The sequence below is a fragment of the Dickeya chrysanthemi NCPPB 402 genome (assembly GCF_000406105.1).
GTDB classification, from domain to species: domain Bacteria; phylum Pseudomonadota; class Gammaproteobacteria; order Enterobacterales; family Enterobacteriaceae; genus Dickeya; species Dickeya chrysanthemi.
Genome location: NZ_CM001974.1, coordinates 744,850 through 757,014 on the forward strand (window position 1 = coordinate 744,850; position 12,165 = coordinate 757,014).

The window sequence follows — 12,165 nt, forward strand, 5'->3', positions numbered from 1 at the left end:
CTGCACCAGTTCGTCGTGCTGTGTTTGCGTGGTGTCGACACGGGCGCGGAGCCCGGCGCAGGCGCGAATCAGGCGGCTGAAAATATCGCTGTCTTTCTGCCGAAGGTAGTTGTTGTTACGCCGCGCCACCGTCATGCCGATGGCGTTGTCCCGGCATTCGATCCGCAGTCGCGAATGACCGTCGCCGCCGAGGCTGATGCCGTGACGAATGATGATGCCCTCGAACAACACCTGTTCCTGACTGGCGTAACCGGCGGCGATGGTCAGCATGTTGCCCGGTTTGAACAGCTCGCCGCTGCTGAGCGAAAAGCGGTTTTGCGGCATATCGCCGTCCTGAATCGTCAGCTCCGCGCGGGCGATATGATTCACCTGCTTACAGATGTGAATCGACAACACCTGAATCGCGTTGCCTACCTCGGTGCCGTTGCTCTTGATGGTGTAGGTCACTACGCCGTCGCTGCGTGTTGCCGGGGAATCCGCCATGTCGTCGCTCCATCAGGCCAGTGGGGGAAAATAGAGCCGGGTGCCCGGCACAAGATGCTGCACGCTGTTCAGGTCGTTATAACGGGCGACCGCCATGTAATAGGCGCTGCCCTGATAGACCGCGTAACACAGTTGCGGCAGGGTATCGCCCTGTTTGACCACCACGCTGTGGGTAAGATCGGGCGAGGAGCGATTGGCGCGCAGCGCCTGCTCGCTGCTGTCCAGATAGTTGTCGAAACGCAACCCGACGGTGGCGCGTAGCGGCGCTCCGGCGGCATCGAACAGCGAATAACGGATGTCAAGGCGGGTCAGTCGCCCTTTGAATGACAGCGTGCCCCAGGTTAATACCACCACGCTGGGTTCGTGTTTGTCGCCGACATAGCGGTACACCACGTTTTTAAGCCGGGTGATGTAGCCGGCGACGTCCGTTTTCTGCGGCTGTTCCACCACGCCGGTGCCGTCAATCATCAGCTCGAAACTGAGGCTCTCGCTCTGGTAGCTGGCAAAATCGAGGCGCGGTGCCAGACTGCCGAGCGTGCGGTTACCCGCCGCCAGCCGGTTGGTGTAATTGATGCCATGCTCATGACGGAGGCTGGCGGGATTGAGCATCACGTCAAATTGCTGTTTTTTATCGAGAGTGCGGATGGTCAGCTTCTGCATGATAGACGGCTCCGGTTAGCGTTCCCGCGGCTCGGTGTGCAGATGATGCAACGCAAGGGTGCCCGACGCGGCGGCGTGCGGGCCGGTTTGGCTGCCGTCGTCGCGGTTTTCCGCGCCCGGTTGCGGTTGCGCCGTTTCCTCGGCGTCATGCGGCGGGATGACACGGGAGTAAATCGTCAGTTGTCGTACTTCTATCGTCATGATGGGGCTGCCTTATATGGTTTGCGGTTACTGTTTGCGTTTGGAACGGCTGAAACACAGGACAATCTCTTCAATCGCTACTGCATTACGGGTGGCGTGAAAGCTCTCGATCTTCCAACTGATGGGGTAGGCGTTATAAAACAGCCATACCCGCAACGGGTCGCCCCGTTCGTCCAACAGGCTGACGCTCACCTCTTTGGTGACCAACGGGCTATTCAACAACCCTTCAAAACAGCTTTTGCACCAGCGCACCAGGGGGGAGTCGGTGGCGCCAAGGCCGCGGCGTAGCCTCAGCGGGCCTTGTTTTACCGCAGTCGGCAAATGGTAGACGCTGCTATTGCCGCCTTCGGTGAAGGGCTCGGTTTCAATCTGCGCTTCGATGCCGGAGACTTCCTGAAACGCCTGGTCGTCGCCGCTGTTGTCGATGTTCACGCTGAAATAAAACGCGGGTAGCGGCCAGTCGCCGCCGGGCGATTGTGTTTGCATCGGTATTACCGTGTTTATACTTCAATGGGTTATAGCGAATTAACGCGGCGGCGACCCGCCGCATTAACCGGCCCTCACGCCGCGAATAGGCGATTACACCGCGACTTCCAGCCCTTCGTGCGCCAGTTCGATGGTTTCAACCGCCACTTCATTGCCGTCTGATTTCAAATCCGTCCCGCTGATTTTGGTCGGCCAGGCATTTTTGAGCTTCCACGTCATGGCCGGGCTGCCGCTTTCATCCAGCAAATTGATGGTGACGGCGGTGCGGGCGATGGTGTTCATCTTGATTTTCGAAAACCAGTCGTAGAAGTTGTTATCTTTGACGAAAATGCCTTTTTTCAGCGTCACATTGCCGGATTTGATAATCCCGGGCATTTTGATGGTGGAAAATACCGGGCTGTTGCCGGCGCGGTATTCGATTATCTGGGCTTCGATATCCAGGCCGGTAATTTCCTGAAACGACGCCACCATGCTGGCGCCCGCGCCGCCGTCCCATTTCACTTCAAAGTGAAATTTGGGCATCGGCCATACGGTGTTTGACTGAGCGGAACCGTCATCTGCCATAAGTGTTCTCCTTGAAGAGGGTGATAAAACCTTTAGTTATCAAATACCTGTTGTTATCAAAAACCTGAAGTCATCAAAAACCTACAGTCGTCAAAACGTGATGCCGTCAGCGTCAGGATTTCTGCATCTGCTGCTGGAAGGTGATTTCGATAAACTCGGCCGGACGGCTGATGGCCACCAGCACGGTAATACGCAGAATGCCTTCCAGAATGTCCTGCGGCGTCATGGTCTTGCCGAGCCCGACATCCACGCTGTAGGCATCTTCCGGCGATGCGCCGGCCAGCCCGCCGCGTTTCCAGATACCGAACAGGAAGTTTTCGATCATGCTCTCCATCGAAACCCAGGTATTGGCGGTGTTGGGTTCGAACACGTAGGCTTTGGCCGCCTGTTTGATTGACTCCTCCAGCATGATCATGGTCCGGCGCACGTTGACGTAGCGCCAGTCGAGGCTGTTGCCGTCCAGCGTGCGTGCGCCCCACACCAGCGTGCCTTCGCCGGTGAAGGTACGCAGCGCGTTGATCGATTTCCCCTGGGTGGTGACGTTCAGGTCTTCCTGTTCGTCGGCGCTGATGTTCACGCTGGGCGATACCACCGCGTTCAGGCTGACGTTGGCCGGGGCTTTCCACACGCCGCGAGCGTTATCCACCATGGTGTAGATGCCCGCCATCGACGCGGCGGGCGGCAGCAGGTTTTGTTGACGCCGGATGTTCTCCAGTACGCTTTTGTAGATAGGGCTGATAGAGAACAGAATTTTATGCAGCAGCGCTTTTTCCGCGTCGCTCTGTTCCACCGTCAGTTTGGCGACTTCATCCAGCATTTGCTGTTTTTTGGCCGCTTTTAACTTGTTGCTGCCGCTGTTTAACTGCTCGGGGCTCAGCCCGTCCAGCTCTTTGAACGCGCCGGCAATCTCGGCATTGAGCGCGGTGGTCAGAATGTCCAGATTGTTGATATGGGTGAAGTTAATGTCGCTGTCCTGAATAATCGAGGTATTCAGCCACGGGTAGTACGCGGCGGCGTAATCCAGATAATTGATGCCCAGTTTGGAACGGAAGTTGGCGATACAGTCGCCGCTGGGGTCTTGCCTGTCTTTATAGCCTTCCCAAACGTCGAGAATCGCGATGCGGTTTTTCATGGTGCCGCCGCAATGCGCCAGCACCGCCTGCTGTACGTTGATGCAGTCGTCCTCTTTCAGACACACCGCTTCCGGCGTCAGTACCATAGTGGGTTCCGGCTCTTTGAGCAGCGGCGTGATGCCGTTTTTCAGCGCATCGGCGTCGATGGCGTTCTGATAGCCACCTACCGAGACGATATAGCAAGGGCCGCCGCCGTTCTGGAAAAAGAACAGCATGCTGTAGTACAGCAGATAGCGGGTATTCGCCAGCGTCAGGGCATAGGTTTTGCCGGCCTGACTGAAGGCGGCATCACCCGAGACTTTATCGGTCTTTTCAACGATATCGAATTTATGCAGCGGCGCGCCGCCGAAATAATGGCGAAAATCGGACATCGAGGTAATACGCCATGCTTTATTGCGTAGCGATACGCCGCCGTTTTCCGCTTTTTCGGTATAACCGATAAATGCCGGCACCGCGGTAGCGACTTCTACCACTGAATTAGGGAAGGCATTTTTTTCAACAATATAAACGCCTGGGGTTTTCATCACGCCCATAGTTTTATTCCTTCTGCTTGATATATATACCCGTCATACTTCAAGTTGCAGGTGCGTTGGCTGCGTTCGTTCACCCGAATCACTTACCTGAGTAAGCTCATCGGGATTCTCTCTCTTGCCGCCTTCCTGCGACTCGAATTATTTTGGGTATCACCACCCGCGCCTTGCGATACCAGTAAAGAGGATAGTGCTTGCGCCGATATTTCTTATTGCCCTGTTATTTTTGGGGTCGCGTCAGTTAACAATAATTTCAAATACGCTTTCAGATAATATATGGGTATTCAACCGACATTGATGTCGTGGCATGGCTACCGGTAATCGCTCCATTAATAATGTGTCTTGCTGATAAAGCTGAAAATAATAATCAGACCTTTTTTGTATTATTAACGGCTCACGGGAAATAAATGCCTGAGCGTGTTGACCATTAGCCAGTACTTCCGTGCCGAGATAATCGAACCGATTCTTCTGGCGACTATCCTGAATACGCGAGTACTTATTCACATAAGGCGCGGTGAACAGATATTTCCAGCGCCGTCGCTGGCTGCGAAACGGCATAATCAATAACGGCGCGGCTCGCTGGTTAAGGAATGCCGTTATCGCCGCCGCGCGAATATCGATATCGACCAGCCAGGCCCGCTCTTTTGGCCGGGAGCGCAGATTTAGGGGCAACGGCATCTCATCCTTCGGTGCCGTGTTGTCGGCCGCCTGAAGACGCACTTCGCCGGTTTCCGCCCCGCTTAGCGTGTAATGAAAGTACGGCGTTTCGCGTTCCATCGACCCACTCAACGCGGTATAGCTGAAAAAGTCGGGCTCCCGGCTGCCAAACCACCACCGCAGCATCAGGGCGTCGGTTATCTGCAAGGCGGCGCGCTGCGCCCGATCCGCCAGCACCAGCAGCCCGTCTGCCAACGGCTTAATCAGCAGCCCGGCGTGCGCCGCAGCCTGTTGACTGGAGGCCGATAATTCGCCATAAAACGGCAGCCCGCTACCGCCGGCAAAAAACTCATGCTCGATACGCAATTGAAATAACGGGCTGTAATCGCTCATGGCGGTTAATCCTTGGCTACGGTGGTCTGCAATTGCCTGATGCCGTCTGCCTGAGCCTGAATGGCCTGACTGTCGGCGATTTTTACCCGCAGGCGATATACCGCCGACGGCAAATAACGGCTGCCTAACATCGTCCACATATTTCCGAGCTCATGACGCGGCAGGCTGTCCATTTCCAGTAATAGTTGCTCAATTTCCTGATCCATATCTGGGGCGTTATAACGGTTAAGCAAGGCGTTTTTATGAAGGAATGCCATCGCATGGGCGATCACCTGCAATCCTTCCGCGTATTGCGTGCCGGTAAAATTTGCCGCCACCACTATCGACACCCGTACAAATAACGGCGGCGTACTGACAGCAAAACGATTCCCAGGATTAGCGGCATTATTCCGATACGTCACGGTTTCTTTTTCAATATTCGACAGAAAGACCACCAGTTTATTTTTCGTCAGCGGAAACATTTTGCCGTCGTCATCGGCCGGATTAGCAATCACCACGACGTCATCATGCAGATTTAGGGTATTTTTCAGGTATTGATTCAATTGTTTTGTCAGGTAATGGATAGCGGCGTGGAGCATGGGGTTTCCTTTATTGAATGACCCTCTTTACCCTATTTTTAGTGCAGAGGTTTATACCCTTCATACTTCAAGTTGCAGGTGCGTTGGCTGCCCTCGCTCACCCCAGTCACTTACTTGTGTAAGCTCTTGGGGATTCGCTCGATTGCCGCCTTCCTGCAACTCGAATTATTTTGGGTATAGTTAATAAAAGACAGTATTGCTGATGATGTGCGAGCTGAAAAGAGTATTCGGAAGTTAAACGGCATAATACGTAAATTAGCCATGATGAATGGTGGGGTAACGTGATGAAAAAAGAAATTTCATGTTTTTTTAAGTGATAAGGTCGTTAAGTGGCTGGCGATACCTTATCTTTTCACTGCTGTATTCAGCATTATTTCGCTGGTGAGCTGTTGTTAAACATGAATTATCATACCTGATCGAGGTTCACCGCCAAACAGGGAGAATACGCATGAAATTACTACTCGTGGGCGCAACCGGGCTGGTCGGCCATCAGGTGTTATTAAACGCGCTGTCAGACAAGCGTATTACGCAGGTGACGGCACCGGTGCGGCGTGAATTACCGGCTCACGACAAGCTGCTGGCGCCGCAGGTGGATTTTGAACACTTGCCGCAAGATGCCGACTGGTGGCGGGCGGATGCGGTGATTTGTACGCTGGGCACCACCATCAAAGCGGCGGGCAGTCAGGCGGCGTTTTACCGGGTCGATCACGACTACCCGCTGGCAGTCGCGCGGCTGGCTCAGGAGCACGGTACGCCTGCCTACGTGCTGAATTCAGCCAGAGGGGCGAGCGTCACGTCGCGGTTTTTCTACAACCGGGTGAAAGGTGAAGTGGAACGCGATCTGGCTGGGGTGGGGTTTTCTTCACTGACGCTGGTGCGCCCAGGGTTGATTGGCGGCGAGCGACACGATCGACGTGCTGGTGAATGGGCGGCACAACAGCTGTTGCATGTATTGCATCCGGTGCTACCACGGGCTTTGCGTATTAACCCTGCGGAAAACATTGCGGACGCTTTGTTGGCGGCGGCGTTGAACCCGGTTGGAGGTGTGCAGGTGATTGGCTCTGAGCATCTGGTGTAAAGTGGAGAGCAATGTGCATAACGCAGGAGCCACTATGAATAGCACGATGTCACCGGTTGAGCTGGCAAAAGCCTATCGGCTGGTTAACCACGGGCCGACGGTGTTGGTGTCGGCCTGCCATGATGGGGTAGAAGATGTGATGGCGGCAGCCTGGTGCTGTGGGCTGGATTTTGCACCGCCTAAGCTGACCGTGGTGTTGGATAAAGCGACTAAAACGCGTGAACTGCTGGAAAACAGCGGCTATTTTGCCATTCAGGTGCCGACGACGGCACAACTGGAATTGACCAATCAGCTCGGCAGTATCAGCCTGCGGGATACTCCGGACAAGCTGGCGCGCTGTCAGGTGGAGCTGTTTCGCACTCACGAGTTGGATGTGCCGCTGGTGGCCGGTTGCGCCGCCTGGCTGCTGTGCAAACTGATCCCTGAGCCGCACAACCAGCAAACCTACGATCTGTTTATCGGAGAAGTTATCGGTGCCTGGGCCGATTCACGCGTATTCAGTGAGGGTCACTGGCATTTTGAAACGGCTGACCCAAAATGGCGCAGCCTGCATCATGTGGCGGGCGGGCATTATTACGCTATTGGTGATGCGATGGATGCGAAAGAATCGTGACCATATAAACCAATGCCCTGCAAGAGCAGGGCGTTCGGCCCATAATTAATATGGCTCTATTTATTGTGGTTTACTGTTTTCTATTGGCGGTAAAGGGATTGACCATTAGCGCGCAGTTTTTCAGCGAATTGGTTTTTTTCAAGTTTATAGAACGAGTAGGCTATCAGGCCAATACTGTCTTCTGGATTTTTTACCAGTAATTGAAAAACCCATGATTTTTCATTAGTTATAACCAACGAATTATCGTTTTCCATCGATCTAAAATAACGTCCCTTGTTAACCTGAAAGTTTTTCTGTCAGTAAGCTAATTTTACTTTTATCGCTCACATTCACTGGAGCGTAGCACCTGATTCATTGCTTGATTAATCAGTGAATTCAGATCTGATGGGGAGAGTGTTCTGACGGTTGCTGCTGCCATACCTGCTGCACCAACACGGTTTGATGACTGCTCAACAGATTGCAACATTGCCTGACGATGAGCTTCGGAAATTCTCTGTAATTCAAATGAACGTGACATAAGCAGTATCCTCATCCTTTTCCTGATTCATGTGCTAACTGGGTTCATCCTTGAACCTGTTCATCCATACCGGAACCTGTGTCGGCCCCGGTATTGATGATGGTTATCAGAACGGAATGTCGTCGTCAAAATCCATCGGCGGTTCGTTGCTCGGCATCGGCGCGCTTTGCTGCGGACGGGACTGGGACTGACCGCCGCCGCCGCTGAACTGGTTGGCTTGCTGCGGCTGTTGCGGCTGACCCCAACCACCTTGTGGCGCGTTACCACCACCCGTATTGCCGCCCATGTTGCCACCGGCCGGAGCGCCAGCGCCGCCGCCAGCGCGGCCGCCCAGCATTTGCATGCTGCCGGAGATATCAACCACGACTTCAGTGGTGTAGCGGTCCTGACCGCCCTGATCCTGCCATTTGCGGGTACGCAATTGGCCTTCGATATACACCTGGGAGCCTTTGCGCAGGTATTCGCCGGCGATCTCAGCCAGCTTGCCGTACAGTGCGACACGGTGCCACTCGGTGCGCTCTTTCTGCTCGCCGGTCTGTTTGTCGCGCCAGCTGTCCGACGTGGCCAGAGTCAGGTTAGCGACCGCGCCGCCGTTCGGCATGTAACGGACTTCCGGGTCCTGACCCAGATTCCCGATAAGAATCACTTTATTAACGCCTCTGCTGGCCATGTTGGTGTCTCCTGAACAATCACATATTTAAATTTTAAACGAAAAACTATATCACGCCATTGAGCCAGATAATACCCGCGAGGCGAACCGCATTCTTTTTTCCACTGTTGCAGAAATTGCTGTCAGGTACTGGATATCCATTCAGTTTTGTTTGTGCCATAATCGGCCGTTTCTACTGGCTTCCTTTTTTAGATAAAGGATAAAAAACAGCGTCTATTGCGGGAAAAGTGTGCATGGATAAGATCGAAATTCGTGGTGCCCGTACCCATAACCTGAAGAATATCAACCTGATTATTCCACGCGACAAACTGATCGTCGTGACGGGGTTATCCGGTTCTGGCAAATCCTCGCTGGCGTTCGACACGCTGTATGCCGAAGGGCAGCGTCGTTATGTGGAGTCGTTGTCGGCCTACGCTCGCCAGTTCCTGTCGTTGATGGAAAAGCCGGATGTGGACCATATCGAAGGGTTGTCACCCGCCATTTCCATCGAGCAAAAATCCACCTCGCACAACCCACGTTCCACCGTCGGCACCATCACGGAAATCCACGACTACCTGCGCCTGCTGTTCGCCCGCGTCGGCGAGCCGCGCTGCCCGGATCACGATATTCCGCTGGATGCCCAGACCGTCAGCCAGATGGTGGATAACGTCTTGTCGCAGCCGGAAGGCAAACGGCTGATGCTGCTGGCGCCGATCGTGAAAGAACGCAAGGGCGAACACACCAAAACGCTGGAAAACCTGGCGACGCAGGGCTACATCCGTGCCCGTATCGACGGTGAAGTGTGCGACCTGTCGGACCCGCCGAAACTGGAGTTGCAGAAAAAGCACACCATCGAAGTGGTGGTCGATCGCTTTAAAGTGCGCAACGATTTGGCGCAGCGTCTGGCGGAATCGTTTGAAACCTCGCTGGAGCTGTCCGGCGGCACCGCCGTGGTGGCGGATATGGATGACCCGAACGCGCCGGAACTGCTGTTCTCCGCCAATTTCGCCTGCCCGGTGTGCGGTTACAGCATGCATGAGCTGGAGCCGAGGCTGTTTTCGTTCAACAACCCGGCGGGTGCCTGCCCGACCTGCGACGGGCTGGGCGTGCAGCAGTTTTTCGACCCGGCGCGCGTGGTGCAAAACGGCGAGCTGTCGCTGGCCGGCGGCGCGATCCGCGGTTGGGATCGCCGTAATTTCTACTATTTCCAGATGCTGCGTTCGCTGGCGGAGCATTACGAGTTTGATGTCGAAGCGCCGTTCGATAGCCTCAGCCCGGCGCTTCAAAAAGTGATTCTGTACGGCTCCGGCAAAGAAAATATCGAGTTTAAGTACATCAACGATCGTGGTGATACCTCGGTGCGCCGTCATCCGTTCGAGGGGGTGCTCAACAATATGGAGCGCCGCTACAAAGAAACCGAATCGACAGCCGTACGTGAAGAACTGGCGAAATTCATCAGCAACCGGTCGTGCGCCAGTTGTAACGGTACCCGCCTGCGTGAAGAGGCGCGCCACGTCTATGTAGAACAGACCACGCTACCGCAGATTGCCGATATGAGCATCGGCCATGCGATGGAGTTTTTCCATAACATCAAGCTGAGCGGCCAACGGGCGAAAATCGCCGAAAAAGTGCTGAAGGAAATCGGCGATCGTCTGCGTTTTCTGGTCAACGTCGGGTTGAATTACCTGTCGCTGTCGCGCTCGGCGGAAACCTTGTCCGGCGGCGAGGCGCAGCGTATTCGTCTGGCCAGCCAGATCGGCGCGGGCCTGGTCGGCGTGATGTACGTGCTGGACGAGCCGTCTATTGGTTTGCACCAGCGCGACAACGAACGCCTGCTGGAGACCTTGATCCACCTGCGTAATCTCGGCAACACCGTGATTGTGGTGGAGCACGATGAAGACGCCATCCGCGCCGCCGACCATATCATCGATATCGGCCCCGGCGCAGGCGTGCACGGCGGGCAGGTGATTGCCGAAGGGACGGCAACGCAGATCATGGCGGTGCCGGAATCGCTGACCGGCCAGTTCCTGAGTGGGGCGCGCAAAATCGAGATCCCGGCGCAGCGTGTACCGGCGGACCCGGCTAAAGTGCTTAAGCTGATTGGCGCGCGCGGCAACAACCTGAAAGACGTCACCCTGACGCTGCCGGTCGGGTTGTTCACCTGCATTACCGGGGTGTCCGGCTCCGGCAAGTCGACGCTGATCAACGATACGCTGTTCCCAATCGCCCAGCGCCAGCTCAACGGCGGCGAACTGAACGAACCGGCGCCGTACCGTGACATTCAGGGGCTGGAGCAATTCGATAAGGTGATCGACATCGATCAAAGCCCGATCGGCCGTACCCCGCGCTCCAACCCGGCTACCTACACCGGCGTGTTTACGCCGATCCGCGAGTTGTTCGCCGGCGTGCCGGAAGCGCGCAGCCGCGGTTATAACCCCGGACGTTTCAGCTTTAACGTGCGCGGCGGGCGCTGCGAAGCCTGCCAGGGTGACGGTGTGATCAAGGTGGAAATGCACTTCCTGCCGGATATTTACGTGCCTTGTGACCAATGCAAAGGCAAACGCTATAACCGCGAGACGCTGGAGATTAAATACAAGGGCAAGAGCATCCACGAAGTGCTGGAGATGACCATTGAAGACGCCCGTGAATTCTTTGATGCCATTCCGGCGCTGGCGCGTAAGCTGCAAACGCTGATCGATGTCGGTTTGTCCTACATCCGGCTGGGGCAGTCCGCCACCACGTTGTCCGGCGGCGAAGCGCAGCGCGTGAAACTGGCACGTGAGCTGTCGAAACGCGGCACCGGTCAGACGCTGTATATTCTGGATGAGCCCACCACCGGGCTGCACTTCGCCGACATCCAGCAACTGCTGGAGGTATTGCATCAGTTGCGCGATCAGGGCAACACCATTGTGGTGATTGAGCACAATCTGGATGTGATCAAAACTGCCGACTGGATTGTCGATCTGGGGCCGGAAGGCGGCAGCGGCGGCGGCGAGATTCTGGTTTCCGGCACGCCGGAAACGGTGGCGCAGTGCGAGCAATCCCACACCGCCCGTTTCCTGAAACCGATTCTGGCGCGCGGCTGAGCCTTCCAGACCAAAATGGGTTGTTAAGCGCGGCTTGCCGCGCTTTTTTATGCCAATGATTCACCACCACAGGAGACGCGAAATGTGGAAACAATACGATATTCGGCTGAAACCCCGCTCCCGTGGTTTTCATTTGATCACCGATGAGGTGCTGGGAGAGGTGACGGATTTGCGTACCGTGAAGGTGGGGTTGCTGCATGTCTTTATCTGCCACACGTCCGCGTCGCTGACGCTCAATGAAAATGCCGATCCGACGGTACGGCAGGATTTCGAAAGCGCGTTTAACCACCTGGTGCCGGAAGACGAGCCTTATTATCGCCATACCTATGAGGGCAGCGACGATATGCCGGCCCATCTGAAAAGCAGCTTGCTGGGCAGCAGCCTGATGCTGCCGGTGCGTAACGGTCGGCTGCATGTCGGTATCTGGCAGGGGATTTATCTGTGCGAGCATCGCAATCATGGCGGCAGCCGATCGCTGGTGGTGACGTTGCAGGGGGAATAAGCAGGGTTAATGGTCTGTGCGGGGGGCCGACAGCC

At 55.4% G+C, this 12,165-nt stretch carries 13 protein-coding genes; 4 read left to right on the forward strand and 9 right to left on the reverse strand.

The window, feature by feature from the left end; translation table 11 throughout:
• Window positions 1-495: 495 nt before the first annotated feature.
• The 7 genes from DCH402_RS03365 to DCH402_RS03395 all read right to left on the reverse strand — a co-directional run bounded on the left by DCH402_RS03365 (window position 496) and on the right by DCH402_RS03395 (window position 5,685).
• Window positions 496-1,143, reverse strand: a complete 648-nt coding sequence (locus DCH402_RS03365; protein ID WP_039999689.1) for a CIS tube protein — start codon at window positions 1,141-1,143, stop codon at window positions 496-498.
• Between the two features lie 15 nt (window positions 1,144-1,158).
• Window positions 1,159-1,344, reverse strand: a complete 186-nt coding sequence (locus DCH402_RS03370; protein WP_039999690.1) for a hypothetical protein — start codon at window positions 1,342-1,344, stop codon at window positions 1,159-1,161.
• Between the two features lie 27 nt (window positions 1,345-1,371).
• Window positions 1,372-1,830 (reverse strand): phage tail protein, encoded by a 459-nt coding sequence (locus tag DCH402_RS03375; protein WP_071604662.1) that lies wholly within the window; start codon window positions 1,828-1,830, stop codon window positions 1,372-1,374.
• Between the two features lie 93 nt (window positions 1,831-1,923).
• Window positions 1,924-2,394 carry a phage tail protein gene (locus tag DCH402_RS03380; RefSeq protein ID WP_012768442.1) on the reverse strand — a complete coding sequence of 157 codons (471 nt, stop codon included), beginning with the start codon at window positions 2,392-2,394 and terminating at the stop codon, window positions 1,924-1,926.
• A 112-nt stretch (window positions 2,395-2,506) separates the two neighbouring features.
• Window positions 2,507-4,060, reverse strand: coding sequence for a phage tail sheath family protein (locus tag DCH402_RS03385; RefSeq protein ID WP_039999693.1), 1,554 nt, complete (start codon window positions 4,058-4,060; stop codon window positions 2,507-2,509).
• A 234-nt stretch (window positions 4,061-4,294) separates the two neighbouring features.
• Window positions 4,295-5,107, reverse strand: coding sequence for a hypothetical protein (locus DCH402_RS03390; RefSeq protein ID WP_039999694.1), 813 nt, complete (start codon window positions 5,105-5,107; stop codon window positions 4,295-4,297).
• A 5-nt stretch (window positions 5,108-5,112) separates the two neighbouring features.
• The gene (locus DCH402_RS03395; RefSeq protein WP_039999695.1) at window positions 5,113-5,685 is read right to left on the reverse strand and encodes a DUF4255 domain-containing protein; all 573 of its coding nucleotides are present in this window, start codon (window positions 5,683-5,685) and stop codon (window positions 5,113-5,115) included.
• 448 nt (window positions 5,686-6,133) lie between these two features.
• On the opposite strand from DCH402_RS03395, the gene DCH402_RS03400 reads away from it, so the two are divergent.
• The gene (locus tag DCH402_RS03400) at window positions 6,134-6,763 is read left to right on the forward strand and encodes a Rossmann-fold NAD(P)-binding domain-containing protein (protein ID WP_039999696.1); all 630 of its coding nucleotides are present in this window, start codon (window positions 6,134-6,136) and stop codon (window positions 6,761-6,763) included.
• A gap of 34 nt (window positions 6,764-6,797) precedes the next feature.
• The gene (locus DCH402_RS03405; RefSeq protein WP_039999698.1) at window positions 6,798-7,376 is read left to right on the forward strand and encodes a flavin reductase family protein; all 579 of its coding nucleotides are present in this window, start codon (window positions 6,798-6,800) and stop codon (window positions 7,374-7,376) included.
• A gap of 316 nt (window positions 7,377-7,692) precedes the next feature.
• Here DCH402_RS03405 and DCH402_RS21020 read toward each other — a convergent pair whose 3' ends face one another.
• Together DCH402_RS21020 and DCH402_RS03410 are read right to left on the reverse strand one after the other, a co-directional pair.
• On the reverse strand, window positions 7,693-7,893 hold the full coding sequence (locus tag DCH402_RS21020) for a hypothetical protein (RefSeq protein WP_233276314.1): 201 nt from the start codon (window positions 7,891-7,893) through the stop codon (window positions 7,693-7,695).
• Between the two features lie 106 nt (window positions 7,894-7,999).
• Window positions 8,000-8,563 (reverse strand): single-stranded DNA-binding protein, encoded by a 564-nt coding sequence (locus DCH402_RS03410; protein ID WP_039999699.1) that lies wholly within the window; start codon window positions 8,561-8,563, stop codon window positions 8,000-8,002.
• Between the two features lie 233 nt (window positions 8,564-8,796).
• On the opposite strand from DCH402_RS03410, the gene uvrA reads away from it, so the two are divergent.
• On the forward strand, window positions 8,797-11,628 hold the full coding sequence (uvrA, locus tag DCH402_RS03415) for an excinuclease ABC subunit UvrA (protein WP_039999700.1): 2,832 nt from the start codon (window positions 8,797-8,799) through the stop codon (window positions 11,626-11,628).
• Between the two features lie 82 nt (window positions 11,629-11,710).
• Window positions 11,711-12,130: a secondary thiamine-phosphate synthase enzyme YjbQ gene (locus DCH402_RS03420; protein ID WP_039999702.1), complete on the forward strand. Its 420-nt coding sequence runs from the start codon at window positions 11,711-11,713 to the stop codon at window positions 12,128-12,130.
• Window positions 12,131-12,165: the final 35 nt, after the last annotated feature.